Genomic DNA, 16556 nt, shown 5'->3' on the forward strand with positions numbered 1-16556 from the left:
GAGATAGTCCGAGGATTTCTCACGTCCCCGCCACCCCTACTCACCTAAATCTGATCAAACGTACACGCCGCCAACTCCACCTGCGTGAACGCCTGAATGCTCGGGTGCCGCATCACACCGCCAGGAGTCCACGCCATGTATTGGATTTTCACCGTTAGCTTCGGCTCGATCCATATCGCATCTTTGCTCCGTTCCGGCTCATTGGCAAAAGGCTTCTCCTTCCTCGCCATCGGCTCGACGAGCTTGGTTAATTGGCGCCATTCCTCGCGCGTTAATTTGCCTGTCCCCGCGTGACCGATGTAAACAAATCGGCCCTCCCGATCGAATAGCCCTACTAGAATTGCATTGACTATACCTGCACGCAAGGTCACTCCCCCAATGACCGTATGAATGTCATGGAAAATCTTCTTTTTCACCCAACGCCGGTCTTTCCCGCCTAACGCATAGGTGCTTTGCAGATCCTTACACACAATCCCTTCCATCCCATGTGCTTTCATGACCTCATAGAGTTGATGAGCATCAGGTATATTCGGTGTCAATTGAAAATGAGGCAGCGGTATAATCACGTCTTGAAGAACTTTCTGTCTGACTGACAAAGGTTCATCTAGCAACCATTTCCCATTACACATCAAGATATCGAAAATCATATAAGTAACGGGCGTCTGCGTGACCGCTCGATCTATGCTCAACTTTTTTCGCAGCGATTCCCGCTTCATAATTTCATGAAAGGTAGGCTTTGTATCATCAAATGCAATGATCTCTCCATCCAAAATAACAGAAGAAGCCTTGCAGTAGGACTGAATATCCAATAACTCAGGATACTGCTCCGTCCGCTCATGGCAGCGGCGATTCCACAATCGCACCTCCCGTCCATCGTAGTAAGTTAGCATACGTACGCCATCCCATTTAATTTGTGCAATCCAATCGGCAGCGGTTGGAATTGTTTCCGTTGAGATCGGTTCAAAAGGAAATACCGGCTTAAGCTCCATTCGCCCTGCCTCCCTCATCCATACGGTTGATTCACTCTTTGTTTGGATGTTTCTAGTCTTGCCATTCTGAAATGGCTGCAAACTTTCGGCTAGTCCAACCACTCCTATAATTTTTATCTATACAGACGTGCATAAATTTGAGATATTAACAACGTCATTCATTTGTTGTCTGCTAGGAGGATCGCATGATTTATTTAGCAATTATCATCTTTTTACTTACGATTACCTTTGTCATTTGGCAGCCGAAAGGCTTAAGTATTGGTTGGTCTGCATCAGCCGGAGCTTTACTTGCCCTCGCTTTCCAAGTCGTTACGCTGCAGGATGTGGCTACAGTAACAGGCATCGTGTGGAACGCGACACTCGCTTTTGTGGGCATTATCTTGATTTCGATTATTTTAGACGGGATTGGATTTTTCGAATGGTCCGCTCTTCACATGGCACGCCTAGCCAAAGGCAACGGAAAGCTCATGTTTGTCTACGTCATCCTGCTTGGCGCGGCGGTTTCAGCCTTTTTTGCCAATGACGGTGCAGCTCTGATCCTGACGCCTATCGTGCTGGCCATGGTCAGAGCAATGAAATTACCGGATGCTGCTGTTCTCCCGTTCATTATGGCAAGCGGGTTTATCGCAGATACAACGTCACTTCCATTTATCATCAGCAATTTGGTGAATATATTATCGGCCGATTTTTTCAAGATAGATTTTGTCACCTATGCAAGCCGAATGTTCGTGACGAGCTTGTTCTCGTTAGGAGCGAGCTTGCTCGTCCTCTACCTTTACTATCGTAAACAAATTCCTAAAAGCTATGATATGGCTGAGTTGAGACGTCCATCGGAAGCGATTAAGGATCTGGGTCTGTTTCGACTCTCGTGGTGGATTCTTGGCATTTTGTTAATCACCTATATCTGCAGTGGTTTTATCCGAGTTCCCGTTTCGCTACTCGTTGGAACTGCCGCACTGGCCTTCGTTCTTATCGCCCGTTCGAGCCCCGTGATAGATACGAAGAAGATTTTGAAAGAAGCTCCGTGGGCTGTCGTTATTTTCTCGATAGGTATGTATGTAGTTGTCTATGGGCTCAAAAATGTCGGTCTAACCGATGCTCTCGGGGATCTCATCGAATTTATATCTGGCAAAGGCTTGCTGACAGCCACACTTGGCATGGGTTTCCTTGCGGCAATTCTGTCCTCGATCATGAATAATTTGCCAACTGTGCTGATTGATGCATTAGCGATTCAGGGAACACAAACAGAGGGCACTCTGAGAGAGGCCCTTATTTATGCAAATATAATTGGTACCGATCTCGGACCGAAAATGACGCCTATCGGATCACTAGCAACCCTGATCTGGCTCCATGTGCTAGCCAAAAAAGGTGTAAAAATCACGTGGGGCGGTTATATGAAAGCAGGCGTTATCCTGACAATTCCTACGCTGCTCATCACGCTAATTGGTTTGTATCTGTGGTTGCAGGTGGTTTCTTGATTGCTAGACATCTCATGTTAAGTGCCTAATATCTTCTTCCCGCGCGGCGTTGTTCCATTCGGATCTGGCTCTAAAGTTACCCCAAATGAGTCGATTTGCGCATCCTTTACTTTCACTGGGATGGCATAGGTGAGCACACCTGTGCCTTTCTCATCCACACGCAGTGTCCCGCAATTATATCGTTTCCCGCTCTTGTTGTACCACACCTGATAGGTCCAGTCCCCCTGCGTTTCCTTGAGCCCTTGCAAATTGATAACTACGTTATGGCTATCGCCATTCTGCAGCACATACGCCGTACCTGAAGCTGCAGGCATGGTGGTATCAAAGGATTTCAACTGAAACGTATGCACGATTTCTGCAGGTTGATTTAATGCCGCCCCCGCTATCGGGCTTACAGCTTGCTGCTGATTATTCCACCAAATGCCTACAACGAAGCCTAGGACAATCGCGGCGGAAGTGCCATATATCCACATGAAAGAACGCTTCTTCTTACGCTCAGCGGGTTCTATACGATTCGGTTGTAAGGATTGCATGACCTGCCCCTTCAAATCAGCAGGCACTTCAACTTCTTCCATGTCAAAAGGCAACGACTCCCATACTTCCTGTAACTCGCTTAACTCTTCGCGGCAGGTGACACAGGTTCGCAGATGCCGTTCGAAAGCAGCGCGTTCCCACTCTGTGCAATCGCCTGTCAAATAATTGACCAGATAACTGCAATCTACAGTCTCTCGTTCTTCCATAACGTCATCCCTCCCTCAGTGATGTCAGATGCTTGCGAAGTAATTTTAAGCCTTGATGCAGTCGGCTCTTGATCGTACCTATGGGTTCATTGGTCTGGGTTGCAATTTCACTCAACGAATAGCCCTGCCAATACATCTTATTGATTAATTCAATCTGACTTTCAGATAAATGGACATAAGCCTCCTGAATTTGCTCCCCGATCCATTTGCGAGACATCACTGTTTCTGGATCCTGATCCTTGGAAACGAATGATCGTTCCCATTCCTTGGGCTCAAAATGGATATCTTGGTCGGTTCGCCGCTTCTTCCGAAGAACGTCGATCGTCATATTCCGAGTTATGGTGATGATCCAATTGACGAATGCTCCCTTGCTCGCATCATAACCCTTCTCCGTCGTCCATAACCGTGTAAATACTAGCTGGACAATTTCTCTAGCCGCTAATTCTTCCTTGGTGGATTTCAATGCAAAGGAGTACACAAGCTTCGCATATCTATCATATAGCTCCTCTAAGGCTGAATGGTGTTTACCCATGACCAGCTTCATGAGTTCTCCATCTGTTCGATTTCGCATTGTTCAGGTACACCCCGAGTCGAAATGACTTTTATTATCCCTCTACCATAGCTTCAGCTGGAAGTCTTGGCAATAGTTTGGAAGAAAAAAGCACTCCAACACATCTGAACCTGCCAGCATGTTGGAGCACCTTACTTCAATTGTTATCTTGCAGTCATTTGAGAAGGATCGATAACAAACCAAACTTTTCCTACATTTTGTCCAGTTGTATCACCAGGTTGATGATCCTTAATCCAGTAGTACAGCGGCCAACCTTTATAAGTACTTTGCAATGTACCGTCGTTCCGTGTCAATACGCCAAAGTCGCTTGCCCCAAGATCGGAGGATACGGTCAGATTCGCATCGTAGAAAATAGGCCAGTTCACTAAGCAAGAACCCACACAGGAATTAGGATCTGCTTTGTCCTTAGTAAACATATAGAGTGCCATGCCATTTGCATCCACCAGATAAGTGCCCAACGCATCGGACTTACTTGTTTTCACCGCTGTGTTCGGAGCTTTGGTTCCCACGAATTTCGCTGGATCAATCACGTACCAGACATGACCAACATCTTGACCCAAGGTGTCGCCCATTTTCTTGTCATCCACCCAGTAATACAGCGGGAAGCCTTTAAACGTGGATTGCATACGGCCATCTGAACGAACCAGTGTACCGAAGTCATTGGCGTTCATGCCTGTCGGCGCAGAAATCGCAGGGGCATAGAATACAGGCCACTTCTCCAAGCATTTGCCTGTGCAGTTACTAACGCCTTTCGTATCCTTGTCAAAGTAGTAAAGCGCCATTCCGGCTCCATCTGTCAAATAATTGCCTAGATCCGTTTTTGTACCCAAGGCCACGTTGCCGTTCGACGGCTTGATAACAAACCACACTTTGCTAACGTTATCGCCCGTGGTATCTCCTGGCTTTACATCCTTGATAAAGGAGTATAGCGGCCAGCCTTTATACGTGAGCTGATCTTTACCGTCCTTACGTGTGAAGACACTGAAGTCAGCAGCATTGAACTCAGCCGGGACCGTAAAGTTATTCGAATTAAAAATAGGCCAATTGGTTAAACACGCTCCCACACATGCGTTCACATCTACAACATCCTTCGAGAAATAGTACAGCGTCATTCCTTTATCGTCAGTGAGATAACTGCCAAGCGTATCGCTTTGTACTAGTTTCAATGCTGGCTTAGCAAGCTCATCTAACTTCGACTTATCTAGCTTCCCTTTGCCTGCCAAATCAGCAGCTAAGGTTACCGTCGTCTCTTTCATCGGTTCCTTTAACGCCTCAAGCGTTCCAGATGCAATATGTAAGTTTTTGAAGTCTTTTACCGTCGTTAACTTGGATAAACCATGCTTAGCTGCGAAATCGAACACATTGGCATATTCGAAATCCATGCCTTGCTTATAGCCCAACGATTCCAAAAGCACTTTATAAAACTGCTGTGCAGTCACGTTTCCGAGCGGATTGAAGCTATGGTCATCTGTACCTTGCCAGCCAAGCTCAGGATGCGCACTCAAGTAGCCGAGAATAGCCTGATTGTCTGTCGATATACCGCCTACATCTTTGAAGCTAGATGTTCCTTGATAAGCCAGCGCCTCGGCTTCTAGTCCTTTCAATCGGAGGGACATCACGGCAGCTTGCAGCCTAGTCGTTGATTTGTTCAAGTACTCCGCAGTCAGTCCATTGCCTTCACCTTGCAGAATACCTAAATTACCAGCAACGTCTGTTTCGCTTTGGACCTTCAGGGGTTCAGCCGCCATGGCTGATATGGCTGTCACTCCTGTTACAATGCCTAGCAACACCAATGAGGATAACCCTATTTTCTTCACATAATTGACCATACTACAATGCCTCCTTCTTGTTTCTAAGTAAGGAAACGTAGGCAAGCTATTAGTGGTTTGAATGGAATGAAAGCTTTTTTATCCCAGTTTGAGAAGTGTGCGCCTAGGCAATAATTGAACATACGACAAAAGCTCAGAAGGAGCGATTCTAATGGCGTTCAAAGCGGAGAAAGCAACGCTTCTCGTTGAAGGCAACGAGTTGACGATCACGAATCCGAATAAGCCGCTATGGCCCGATTTAGGTATCACGAAAGCGGATTATCTCACGAAATTAAGTGAGCTCTCGCCCTACCTCCTACGTTACTGCCGTAATCGCCATTTAACGACGATTCGATTTCCGCATGGGTATGATGACAAGTCCTTTTATCAGAAAAATGCTCCCGATCCCGTGCCTAGCTTCGTTAAGCTAGCCCCGCTTGATGGCATTAACTATGTGAATTTGGATTCCCTATCTACGTTAATGTGGCTTGGGAACCTGACCTGCTTGGAGTTTCATCCTTCCTTCCATTACATCGGAGAGTCACTGCCAGCAGAATGGCTGATTGATATTGATCCTACTTTGGAGGAGGAACCTCGCATCATGGAGGCTGCTCTTATTATCGGTGAGGTGCTGGATTCACTGCGCATTCAGTCGGTCCCCAAAACCTCAGGAGCAACCGGAGTACAAATCTACATCCCCATTCAGCCTGGTTATACATTCGAGGAACTCCGAAGGATTGGACATTTTATCGCTGCGTATGCGGTTAAGATGCATCCGAAGCTGTTTACGATTGAGCGCTTCAAGAAGAATCGTGGCGATAAGATTTATATCGACTATCTGCAACACTGGTATGGTAAAACACTTTCGGCCCCCTATACGCCGCGCGCCAAAAAGGACGCCACTGTTTCGACGCCCTTACTCTGGAAAGAGGTTGAGCTTCGCCCGAGCCCTCGTGAGTTTAATCAGTTGACGATTATGAATCGACTACGAACCTACGGGGATCTGATCGACCGTGTTTCACCTCAAAATTTAGATGCTATTTTGTCGAATATAAAGAGTAGCCCTTAATGGAACTACTCTTAATTCATTTAAAATAAGGGTGACAACAATCGCGCAATCTTCTCTTTCCTTTTTTCATTCCGTGACCTCTGTTCAAATTCGTTTAGCTTAACTTCCGTGCATTCCTTCAGATCCATCTCGAAATCGCTCTCCAAGCGGGCAATAACCTTGTGATCAAACATCACAGCATTCAACTCGAAATTACTGAAAAAGCTGCGCATATCCACGTTCGCTGTACCTACTGTCGCCATAATTTCATCTACGATAATCATTTTGGCATGAATGAACCCTTTCCGATATAAGTAGAATCGAACACCTACCTGTAATAACTCCTTCAGATAAGACCTTGAAGCGTATTGTACGATGCGCGAATCTGCCTTGTATGGAAGGATGACACGCACATCAACGCCGCTGATCGCTGCTGATTTGAGCGCCATGATGATGCTCGGATCGGGAATGAAATATGGCGTCGTGATCCAAATCCGCTTCTTCGCCGCGATCAATCCCGCAAAATACATCTCCTGAATCGCATCCCATCTGGCGTCAGGACCGCTCGAAATGACTTGAACGAACGAAGGCTGTTCTTCCATATGAGCTGGATAATAACTTCTTCCCTCCAAGCTTTCCCCGCTAACGAAAAACCAGTCTGTCAGAAAGGTGCTCTGTAGATCGTAAACCGCGTCTCCATTCAGCATCAAGTGTGTATCTCGCCAAAAGCCCAGCTTAGGATCCCCACCGACGTATTCATTGCCGATATTAATGCCCCCTACAAAACCAACCAAGCCATCAACGACCACAATTTTACGGTGGTTCCGATAATTCAGTCGTTTATCAAAGAAAGCAATCAACGGCTTTAAGAAGGGGTGTACAGCAATGCCCGCATGCTTCATTTTGTCAATGTAGGCTCTAGAAAGAGAGTGACTCCCCACGCCATCATAAATGACCCTAACGGTTACACCTTCCTTCGCTTTCTGCAGCAAAGCTTCTTGAAATTCCCTGCCGATCTCATCATCGCGAATCGTATAAAACTCGAAGTGAATATGGTCTCTGGCTTTCCCTATTTCCGTAAGCATGGCCTCATACGTGACATCGGCATTCGAGAGTACCTCAACCCGGTTGAGCGCGGTAATCGGTGCTTCTGGCACATGATACAGCCAACCGCGCAGCCGCGGTTCTTCTGACAAGAAGCCCTCTTCGCCCTTTTTTGACACCGAAATGGCTTGAGGGCTTAGATGTTGTCGCCGCTCTTCCCATTCGCAGCTATGACCATGAACCTTCTTCCGTCTTACATATTCCCTCGCAACGAAATAATACATAACAAATCCAATAATCGGAAAAATAAAAAGAATACTCAGCCAAGCTACGGACTTAGCAGGCCGTTTATATTCGCAAATTAGAATCGTAGCTGCTTGAAAAATGAATATCAACAATAACAGAACTATCCATAACAGAAACACCATCTCCTATCCCACGCATCTTCATGCTGAAATAGTTTTTGCCAATGCCATCCGTGCTATACCTTTTATTTCCATCGAGACCAGTGCAATTAAAATTTTCCAACTTTCGTAATAAAATCCTTCTGTTTCGCAGAACATAATCTACGCATTCTTATTTACTTCAACTCGATCGCGGCAGGAGGTGCCTCTCGCTTGGCCAAAACACCTAAATATTTAATGAAAAGCATCCTGCAAAAACGTACAACTACACAATCAAGTGAAGGCAATCCTCCTGCAGAATTGGAACAAGCCCTCGATATCCCTTTTATCGAAGATCTTAAGGAGACTAAGCTTTCACTGCTACTAGAAGTGAATCATACATTCATCAAAGACCTGTTCCATGAATGCTCCGATGTTGTTGTCAGAGAATTCGAGATTGACCCACATATCCCAGCACTGCTGTTTTTCGTAGATGGATTAACCAATACACAGCTCCTGAACGATACGATGAAATCACTCATGCTGATCGGAGGCGGTGAAACCTCGATTGAGCGCATCGCCAATGTCATTCTGCCCGTGTCACAGACGCAAATTTCCGATAACTACGGCGATTTGCTAACTTCTGTCTTAGGGGGTGATGCTGCCCTGCTTGTTGAGGGGAACGCGAAAGCTATTCTGCTCGGCATCCGTGGTACGGAGAAACGTTCCGTTGGTGAACCTGAGACCGAAACAGTCGTGCGTGGACCTAAGGAGGGCTTCGTAGAGAGTATCCGTACGAACACCTCCATGATTCGCCGCAAGCTAAAGACGCCTCGACTCAAGATGAAATCCATGAGTGTTGGCAAAGAAAGCAACACCAATCTTGTCGTTTGCTATATGGAAGACCTAGCAATGCCTTCCTTGGTTGAAGAAATCGTCAAACGAATAGAGCAAATCAAAATCGATGCCATTCTGGAATCAGGCATGATTGAAGAACTGATTCAGGACGACGCTTATTCGCCATTTCCACAACTGCAATATACGGAGCGCCCAGATGTGGTGGCTTCCGCACTCCTTCAGGGACGAGTTGCGATTCTCACGGACGGGACACCCTTTGTCCTCATCGCCCCTTTCGTATTCATTCAGATCATGCAAACGAGCGAAGACTATTATGAGCGTTTCCAAATCAGTTCGTTTTTACGTCTTCTGCGATATATTTTCATGTTTCTATCGTTAACAACACCTGCTCTTTATGTCGCTATAACGACGTACCACCAAGAACTACTACCTACAGCCTTGATGCTAAGCGTCGCTGCTTCCCGAGAGGCCATTCCATTTCCCTCCGTCGTTGAAGCTTTCATCATGGAAATTACCTTCGAAGCCTTGCGAGAGGCCGGCATTCGACTCCCCAAGGCTGTCGGGTCCGCCGTTTCCATCTTGGGTGCGCTCGTCGTTGGACAAGCAGCCGTTCAAGCGGGTATCGTTTCGGCACCGATGGTTATTGTCGTTTCGATTACGGGAATTGCCTCCTTCACCATCCCGCGATTTAACGGCGCGATTGCCATTCGGATGTTGCGCTTTCCGATCTTAATTGCCGCAGCCATTTTTGGTTTCTACGGTATTTTGTTCTCTTTAATGATCCTAATCGGACATATGGCGAATCTTCGCTCCTTCGGAGTTCCTTACTTATCACCTTTTGGTCCCTTATCTGCTGGCGATATGAAGGATGTCCTCATCCGTGCGCCACTATGGCAAATGCAGAAGCGTCCCGAATTTATGGCTGTTCAGGATAACGTAAGTCAGGGTAGTGATCTGCCTAAGCAAATCAAGAAACAAGGTGGCCTAGACGGCAGTAACATCGATCACGTACACAAAGCCAGCAAGGAGGAGCAATCCAATGGTTCATCCTAAAAAGTCGCTTAGGCCAGGGTTAGTGGCAGCTTTACTGCTTTCCACGACACTCCTAACAGGGTGCTGGGACCGTACGGAAACGAATGATATCGCTTTTGTCCTTACGTCATCGGTCGATTTGGAGGATGATGGCAGATACCGCGTTGCCTACATGTTCCCTTTACCTGGATCTATGGGTGGCGCAAGCGGAGGTGGCGGAGGCACAGCGGGAGGCAAAAGCTATTACATTGATTCTGAGATTGGAACCACCTTTCGGGATGCGATCAGCAAGCTTCAATTACGTATGGCAAGGCGCATCTTCCTCGCCCACCGAAGAACGATCGTCATTGGCGAGAAGCTCGCTGCAGCTGGCATCGAATCCCTGTTCGATGTCATCCCGCGTTCGTCCGAGAATCGGATGACGACCTTCCTGATTGCCACCAAAGGTAAGGGCTATGACCTGCTCAATGCAGAACCGAAATTCGAACGCTTTCCAGCAGAGGTGTTTCGTGAGCTGGCCAAGTCACGACAAGCGATGCCCACATCGATGAAAGATGTCGGTATGTCACTGAGCTTTCATAGCGATCCGATCATGAGTTATTTGGAGCCCCGCGAGTCGAAAGGGACCAAAGAAACCTCTCATGAAGTCCAGTTAATTGGCTATGCCCAATTCAAAGGAAATCGCATGGTGGGCATTTATAAGAAGCAAGAAGCAAACGGACTCATGTGGCTTCGAAATCAAGTGAAATCGCAACAACTCACCTTCCCCGTAGAAGAAGGGAAAAACATTTCCATTGTTGTTTTAGGCGGCACGACGGCCATTACCCCCAAGCTGCAGGAAAACAAAGTTATTTTCGATATTACGGTGGAGGCCCGTGGCTCTGTGCGAGAAGATCTATCCAATGATGACTTGTACCAAGCTGCCATTCTGCGTAAAGTCGAGAACAAATTCGCGGAGCAAATTAAAGAATCCATGATTGCTGCGATTAAACAAATGAAAAAGGAAGGCACCGATTCAGCTCAACTCGGTTTAATGGTTTGGCGCACCCATCCTCAGAGATGGAAAGCGCAATTCGAGCAGGATTGGGAGCATTATTTTAAAGAAGCTGAGTTCAATATCCACGTGAATGCTACCATTCCCGATACAGGTGTGATTAACCGTAACGTAACCGAAGAAGGGGTTTAGGCCATGAATGGGATTTTTATCATAGGCTTTCTCATCATATTAGCAGGCTCATTCTGGATGGATCGCAAAATGTTAAAGAAATCAAATCTAGGAAACAAGATGATTTATGGTATTGCGATTGGTTTAATTCTTGTTTGTCTTCTTAGCACCTATTTCCACACGACCTTACCGATGCCAACAACCTTTTTCATCCACAAGGTTTCTCCTTGGTTCGCCCAGGTTCTCGGAATATAACAGAAAGGAGGTCTTTCCCATCGATACGAAGCAAGTCATTAACCAGCGTCAGCTTTCCTGGCTGGCTTCATCCATTGTTACAAGCGGAGGCATACTTACCTTACAAAATGTCTTAATTCGTATTACGCAAATGGATGCATGGTTCAGTTATCTGCTCTCGATGTTCTACGTCTTCCTGATTGCTGGCTTTTTCGCCTATATGGTCATGCTCTACCCGCAGAGGCATATTTTCGAAATATCCAAAGAAATACTTGGACCATGGGCAGGCACCTGCGTCAATTTGCTGATCTTGTTCCATTTCTGGCAAATTGTCATACGGGACATTTCCTCCATATCGAGATTTAGTTCAACCCTATTACTGCATCAAACACCTTTAGAAGTTTTAATTTTGCTGAGCTGCCTCTTACTCATGTATTTTGGTAAAACGAGTATAGAGGTCATCGCAAGAGTCAATGACCTGTTCTACCCGCTTTTTGTCGTTACCCTTGCCCTTATGCCACTGCTCTTATCGAACGAATTTTTCTTAAGGCTTACGACGCCGATCCTGACGATGCCGATCCAGAACTGGACGGCCAGTTCCGTTCTGACACTTGGAAGCGCTGGCGATGTATTTATTCTTGGCGCCTTTCTGCATTTGCTGTCCAATCCCAATCATATTCGATCCGCAATACGTCATGGCTCTTTACTGGGTTTTGTCCTGTTAACCCTTGTTCTATTCTTAATCATTGCTGTACTTGGACCCAAAATGCCTGCAAATTTCTCATATCCCAGCTATAACTTGGTCCAAATGATTCATGTAACAGACTTTCTAGATCGCCTTGATCTCGTCATGCTCATGATCTGGTATCCCACCGTTATGTGCAAAATCATTGCTATTTACTTGGCGCTTCTGATCGGAATCTCCTCCCTATTTAAGGATCGGAATTATCCGATGATCAACAAGCCCATCGCCCTGTTAATAACCATGAGTACGTGCTTTTCCTTTAAAAGCACCACCGAGCTGCTCGCCTTTTCCAACTTCAGCTCACCTGTCATTGTGCTTGCGTATCAGCCGATCGTCATCGTTCTTCTGTTTGTTATAGGGTTGATGAAGAGGCGTAAATCACAAAGCAAAAGCATATCCCCACCTTCCCCAGAAGGTACGCAACCCAAGAATGAGCCTGAACAGAAAGCCGGTAAACTCAGTCAACGTTTGAGCTATTCCCATTGGTTGTGGGGCGGAAATGCGTTATTAGCCAGTTGTTTTATATGGATCCTAATAGGCTTCATGTTTGGCGAGAAATCCCCCCTCATGGGTTCGATTTGTGCGGTTGGCTTCGGGGGTTGTCTGCTTCTTTCGGTCTTGACTACCTACATGGAACTTACCAAGCTAAAGCAAGCCGAAAGCAGTAACTAAGGGGAGCTGCTTTCGTGAATTTTAATTTGGAGGAATGCTTATATAAATGAAAAGCACCCGCCTCAGCGGGTGCCTCGTAACCTTATACTGGAACCGATTGGTTTAACCGGCTTTTTGCTACTTTCAAGTAGCCATGCACGTTTAAGTATTCGCTATCGTTCGTGAAGCGTAATTTCATCGCTCCTGCAGCGTCTTGGATGTACGGTTTCAGTGCTGTTGCACCGCCGCCAATCACATAGAAGCATTGGATATCTGGACATTTACGCCAGCGTTTCTTGATCATCTCGACCATGCGTACGGCAGCACGGCGGAAATGCAGATCCACGATCGGCCGAATATCCACTTGGCCTTCCCCTGGAAGCTGAATCGTAAATTGACGATTCTTCACGCGTTGTGCTAGCTTCGCACGACTTGGGAACAAATGACCATACGCATCTTCGACATCACGAATGATGGCATCCAAGTAAGTAGCGATACCGATTTGCTCGCCATGGCTAAAGTGATTATCAATCGCCATGCGTTTGATAACTGGGAAATCTGTCGTCAATGCGCCGATTTCGCAAACGCCTATGCAGCCGTTGTATATTTCTTCGTCTTTGACCTGCAAGCTATCATGTGTCGCCATGTGGAACATGGCCGCAGCACCTTCAATGGAGACAGCTACTTTGCGGATCGAAACTTTGATTTTACGATTATGGAATTGCGGTGTCGAAAGGAACGTCACTTCGTGCTCACCCAGAAGCCGATGCTCGAAGGTCTGACTGTATTTCGGGAAAGAACGAACGGGTAAACCCGTGCCCAATGTATATTCAACTTCGTCAACATTGGCGTAGCCAGGGCCCGCTGCTTGGTTCGTGAGACCCTGATAAGCAAGTGCAGTCAATGCAACAATGAGGGATTGATCCGATAACGCTTTATTATCCGTATCTTCCAGCTCTAGGTTATCTTCGTGCTCCAGGGCAAGCTGCCCTACGAAATAACGCTGATTCCTTTGTGAAAGACTCGGACTGTAGATGACAACATCCAACGCTTTCCACGGTGAATCTTCTTCCTGCAAAATGTGTCTTTCGTAGCCAGGCGCAATGATATTCGGTATCACCAGTGGTTCTCTAGACCCATCTAGCACCAACTTAATACTATCGTTCCCTATGTCAATTCCTGCAAGCTTAATCATGTGTGCCTCCACTCCAAATCTACAGCTTTCTGTAATTGTATTAGTAAATTCGATCAGATACGACAGGATTCCTTCCTACTTCAGACTCAATTTCCTAGGACTAGTAGGCAGGAAGGCAGGTTTTTAGCACATTGTGACGAATGATGTACAGACCTTTACCAAATTCAACCACGACAGGAGATAATATAGCCCTTATGAAGCTTAAGTGGAAACCTGAAATAAACGGCTCCGCCGTCCTTCCAGGACGGGTGCGTTTATCTAAAAATATAGCGAACTTATTAGGTGGAACATATAAATCCTTATATTTCAAGAAACTGACACTGGTTATCATTCCAGACGCTAATCAATCAGTCGTCAGGTTTCGTATTCCTCATTTAGCAGCCTACATCGCTGCAGCATGCTTATCCTTGCTAATGCTGATTTCCATATCGATATATATTTTGCATACACATTCCTTGAAACAGGCAAGTGATTTGCAATCGAAGCTGAGTGGTGCCAATCAACAATGGAGCGCAGCGCTAACTTCTAAAGATGAAGCTATCGAACAATTGCAAAATGAAGTCATTCAACTGTCCCAGCAAGCCGAACAAATGAAAACTCAGGTCGAAGAAGTAAAAAAGCTCGAAAGTGATCTCAAAACTATAGCTGGGATCGATCACGAACCTAGTAACGTCGCCGTTGCAAGTAAATCATCGGCAGATAAGGCTAAGAAAGATGCCAATCAACCCATCGCGGATACAACTCCGGCTTCAACAGGTGTGGGCGGAAGTCCAAATCCCGTATCACAAGATGTCATTCTCAAGCTGGGTCAAGATACAATTGCCTCCTTCACTGCGCTTAATGGGGAAGTTCAAACCTTGCAAACGAATTTGACTGAAACGAAGCAGAAGGTTGCCGACAAACAGCAGCAGCTACGCATAACACCAACGCTGTGGCCAACTAGCACAAAGGTTGTTACATCGCCATTTGGATACAGATCAGATCCATTTACCAAAATACCGAGTTATCATTCTGGCATTGATTTCGGTGCTCATGAGAATGATCCCGTATTTGCAACAGCGGCTGGTAAAGTCGTCAGCACAGGGAGAGACATTTATCACGGCAACAACATTGTGATTGAGCATTCCAAGGGCTTACGCACCTGGTATATGCATTTAAATAAAATTCTAGTAAACAAAGGTGATTCCGTAGACAAAGGCAGCAAGATTGGCTTAGTCGGATCCACTGGCCGCAGCACAGGGGCACATCTCCATTATGAAGTACTCAAAAACGGCGAAAGCGTCGATCCCAAGCCTTATCTTAAATCGATTCGAAAGGATGACAACTAACATGTTCAAAAAAACTAAAAACCTCATGAATCCAAATACAACCGATACGCTGATAGGTGAGGGAACTAGCTTTGAAGGCCGTATTAAATCGGAGGCAAGCATTCGCATTGAGGGCGGAATTACCGGAGATATCGATTGCGCTGGCGATGTTATTATTGGCGAGCATGGTGTTGTGAAGTCCAATATCGCAGCGCGAGATGTCGTTTTGGCAGGAAGTGTACAGGGTAATATTACGACCAAGGGCAAGCTGACTATTACCTCTACAGGATCCCTGCATGGCAATATTAGCGCAGCCTCTTTCATCATTGAGGAAGGCGGCGTATTCCAAGGCAGCAGCAAAATGGAAACAACGAAAGCAACCGCCCCTGTGCCCGTACCTAACAACGAGCCTGAGACTGGGAATCGACCTGTTGCTGCGCCAGAACCTATGTATAAAGGCAACACGGTTGCCATGTAACTCCGTTCTGCTAGGATTGAAGCTAGCTGCATGGTATACTAGTTGGAAATTCATTTCTAATTTCTAACTGATGCAGGAGACATGGAACTATGAGAGAACAATCCATCCTATTTGATCTTGATGACACGTTGGTGCATTGCAATAAATATTTTGACTTTGTTATTGAGCAATTCGTAGATCTGATGCTGACTTGGTACGCCGGACATGGACTACACATGCAGGATATCAAGCAAAAACAGCTTCAAATCGACCTTGCTGGCATTCAAATTCATGGCTTTATGCCGGAGCGATTTCCACAATCGTTCGTTGAGACGTATCAATGGTTCGCACAGCACTACAACCGTCCTGTTAGTGCCAAAGAAATGGATTGGCTCATGCAACTCGGCCACTCAGTCTATAGTTACACGGTAGAGCCTTATCCTTTGATGAACGAGACCCTTCATAAGCTTGGGCAAGCTGGACACCAATTGTTTCTGTATACAGGCGGTGATGTGTCCATCCAAATGAAGAAAATCAAGGCTGTAGGCCTCGATGAATTTTTCCAGGATCGGATCTTCGTTACGGTGCACAAGACCCGTGAGTTTATGAACACGCTGATGCATGAGCAGAACTTTGACCGCCAGCATACGTGGATGATCGGAAACTCAATCACAACAGATGTCCTGCCAGCACTGCATGCTGGTATCCATGCGATTCACATTCCTGTTGTGGATGACTGGGTATTTAACAATGGAACGATCGATATCGCGCCAAAGGGAGCCTTCTACCAATTGCCGTCGCTACTGGAAGTACCAGATACGATACACACGTATCTTCAGAAATGACAAAGA

At 46.2% G+C, this 16556-nt stretch carries 15 protein-coding genes; 9 read left to right on the forward strand and 6 right to left on the reverse strand.

Annotated elements, in window-relative coordinates; genetic code table 11:
• Positions 1 to 44 precede the first annotated feature (44 nt).
• Positions 45 to 989, reverse strand: coding sequence for an ATP-dependent DNA ligase (locus tag AC58PQ_RS11855; protein ID WP_497242136.1), 945 nt, complete (start codon positions 987 to 989; stop codon positions 45 to 47).
• A gap of 185 nt (positions 990 to 1174) precedes the next feature.
• Between AC58PQ_RS11855 and AC58PQ_RS11860 the strand changes: the two genes are divergently transcribed.
• Positions 1175 to 2467 (forward strand): arsenic transporter, encoded by a 1293-nt coding sequence (locus AC58PQ_RS11860; protein WP_497242137.1) that lies wholly within the window; start codon positions 1175 to 1177, stop codon positions 2465 to 2467.
• A 17-nt stretch (positions 2468 to 2484) separates the two neighbouring features.
• Here AC58PQ_RS11860 and AC58PQ_RS11865 read toward each other — a convergent pair whose 3' ends face one another.
• The 3 genes from AC58PQ_RS11865 to AC58PQ_RS11875 all read right to left on the reverse strand — a co-directional run bounded on the left by AC58PQ_RS11865 (position 2485) and on the right by AC58PQ_RS11875 (position 5607).
• Complete coding sequence (locus tag AC58PQ_RS11865; protein WP_497242138.1) at positions 2485 to 3207, reverse strand: anti-sigma factor; 723 nt, start codon at positions 3205 to 3207, stop codon at positions 2485 to 2487.
• Between the two features lie 4 nt (positions 3208 to 3211).
• Positions 3212 to 3778, reverse strand: coding sequence for an RNA polymerase sigma factor (locus AC58PQ_RS11870; protein WP_497242139.1), 567 nt, complete (start codon positions 3776 to 3778; stop codon positions 3212 to 3214).
• A 143-nt stretch (positions 3779 to 3921) separates the two neighbouring features.
• Positions 3922 to 5607 carry a hypothetical protein gene (locus AC58PQ_RS11875; RefSeq protein WP_497242140.1) on the reverse strand — a complete coding sequence of 562 codons (1686 nt, stop codon included), beginning with the start codon at positions 5605 to 5607 and terminating at the stop codon, positions 3922 to 3924.
• A 151-nt stretch (positions 5608 to 5758) separates the two neighbouring features.
• On the opposite strand from AC58PQ_RS11875, the gene ligD reads away from it, so the two are divergent.
• Complete coding sequence (gene ligD, locus AC58PQ_RS11880; protein WP_497242141.1) at positions 5759 to 6655, forward strand: non-homologous end-joining DNA ligase; 897 nt, start codon at positions 5759 to 5761, stop codon at positions 6653 to 6655.
• A gap of 20 nt (positions 6656 to 6675) precedes the next feature.
• Here the strand turns inward: ligD and cls are convergent, their stop codons facing one another.
• Positions 6676 to 8097, reverse strand: coding sequence for a cardiolipin synthase (gene cls / locus AC58PQ_RS11885; protein WP_497242206.1), 1422 nt, complete (start codon positions 8095 to 8097; stop codon positions 6676 to 6678).
• 222 nt (positions 8098 to 8319) lie between these two features.
• Here cls and AC58PQ_RS11890 point away from each other — a divergent pair, with 222 nt between their 5' ends.
• Genes AC58PQ_RS11890 through AC58PQ_RS11905 form a run of 4 tightly spaced genes read left to right on the forward strand, consistent with a single transcriptional unit; the run spans position 8320 to position 12767 of the window.
• A complete protein-coding gene (locus tag AC58PQ_RS11890; RefSeq protein ID WP_497242207.1) occupies positions 8320 to 9972 on the forward strand; it encodes a spore germination protein in 1653 nt (550 codons plus the stop codon).
• A complete protein-coding gene (locus AC58PQ_RS11895) occupies positions 9959 to 11137 on the forward strand; it encodes a Ger(x)C family spore germination protein (RefSeq protein ID WP_497242142.1) in 1179 nt (392 codons plus the stop codon). The genes AC58PQ_RS11890 and AC58PQ_RS11895 overlap by 14 nt, the downstream gene beginning before the upstream one ends.
• A 3-nt stretch (positions 11138 to 11140) precedes the next feature.
• The gene (locus AC58PQ_RS11900) at positions 11141 to 11371 is read left to right on the forward strand and encodes a hypothetical protein (protein WP_497242209.1); all 231 of its coding nucleotides are present in this window, start codon (positions 11141 to 11143) and stop codon (positions 11369 to 11371) included.
• Complete coding sequence (locus AC58PQ_RS11905) at positions 11268 to 12767, forward strand: GerAB/ArcD/ProY family transporter (protein ID WP_497242143.1); 1500 nt, start codon at positions 11268 to 11270, stop codon at positions 12765 to 12767. Before AC58PQ_RS11900 ends, AC58PQ_RS11905 begins: the two co-directional genes overlap by 104 nt.
• Positions 12768 to 12849: 82 nt before the next feature.
• Here AC58PQ_RS11905 and AC58PQ_RS11910 read toward each other — a convergent pair whose 3' ends face one another.
• Positions 12850 to 13941, reverse strand: coding sequence for a ParM/StbA family protein (locus tag AC58PQ_RS11910; protein WP_497242144.1), 1092 nt, complete (start codon positions 13939 to 13941; stop codon positions 12850 to 12852).
• Between the two features lie 194 nt (positions 13942 to 14135).
• Here AC58PQ_RS11910 and AC58PQ_RS11915 point away from each other — a divergent pair, with 194 nt between their 5' ends.
• The 3 genes from AC58PQ_RS11915 to AC58PQ_RS11925 all read left to right on the forward strand — a co-directional run bounded on the left by AC58PQ_RS11915 (position 14136) and on the right by AC58PQ_RS11925 (position 16550).
• Positions 14136 to 15269 (forward strand): peptidoglycan DD-metalloendopeptidase family protein, encoded by a 1134-nt coding sequence (locus tag AC58PQ_RS11915; RefSeq protein ID WP_497242145.1) that lies wholly within the window; start codon positions 14136 to 14138, stop codon positions 15267 to 15269.
• Between the two features lies 1 nt (position 15270).
• On the forward strand, positions 15271 to 15726 hold the full coding sequence (locus tag AC58PQ_RS11920; protein ID WP_497242146.1) for a bactofilin family protein: 456 nt from the start codon (positions 15271 to 15273) through the stop codon (positions 15724 to 15726).
• A gap of 89 nt (positions 15727 to 15815) precedes the next feature.
• The gene (locus AC58PQ_RS11925; protein WP_497242147.1) at positions 15816 to 16550 is read left to right on the forward strand and encodes an HAD family hydrolase; all 735 of its coding nucleotides are present in this window, start codon (positions 15816 to 15818) and stop codon (positions 16548 to 16550) included.
• Positions 16551 to 16556 lie beyond the last annotated feature (6 nt).

The organism is Paenibacillus sp. J22P143, assembly GCF_059692035.1.

Coding starts and splice junctions, on each gene's coding strand:
- AC58PQ_RS11855 (WP_497242136.1), bottom strand. CDS start 989: ATGGAGCTTAAGCCGGTATTTCCTTTTGAACCGATCTCAACGGAAACA.
- AC58PQ_RS11860 (WP_497242137.1), top strand. CDS start 1,175: ATGATTTATTTAGCAATTATCATCTTTTTACTTACGATTACCTTTGTC.
- AC58PQ_RS11865 (WP_497242138.1), bottom strand. CDS start 3,207: ATGGAAGAACGAGAGACTGTAGATTGCAGTTATCTGGTCAATTATTTG.
- AC58PQ_RS11870 (WP_497242139.1), bottom strand. CDS start 3,778: ATGCGAAATCGAACAGATGGAGAACTCATGAAGCTGGTCATGGGTAAA.
- AC58PQ_RS11875 (WP_497242140.1), bottom strand. CDS start 5,607: ATGGTCAATTATGTGAAGAAAATAGGGTTATCCTCATTGGTGTTGCTA.
- ligD (WP_497242141.1), top strand. CDS start 5,759: ATGGCGTTCAAAGCGGAGAAAGCAACGCTTCTCGTTGAAGGCAACGAG.
- AC58PQ_RS11890 (WP_497242207.1), top strand. CDS start 8,320: ATGAAAAGCATCCTGCAAAAACGTACAACTACACAATCAAGTGAAGGC.
- AC58PQ_RS11895 (WP_497242142.1), top strand. CDS start 9,959: ATGGTTCATCCTAAAAAGTCGCTTAGGCCAGGGTTAGTGGCAGCTTTA.
- AC58PQ_RS11900 (WP_497242209.1), top strand. CDS start 11,141: ATGAATGGGATTTTTATCATAGGCTTTCTCATCATATTAGCAGGCTCA.
- AC58PQ_RS11910 (WP_497242144.1), bottom strand. CDS start 13,941: ATGATTAAGCTTGCAGGAATTGACATAGGGAACGATAGTATTAAGTTG.
- AC58PQ_RS11915 (WP_497242145.1), top strand. CDS start 14,136: ATGAAGCTTAAGTGGAAACCTGAAATAAACGGCTCCGCCGTCCTTCCA.
- AC58PQ_RS11920 (WP_497242146.1), top strand. CDS start 15,271: ATGTTCAAAAAAACTAAAAACCTCATGAATCCAAATACAACCGATACG.
- AC58PQ_RS11925 (WP_497242147.1), top strand. CDS start 15,816: ATGAGAGAACAATCCATCCTATTTGATCTTGATGACACGTTGGTGCAT.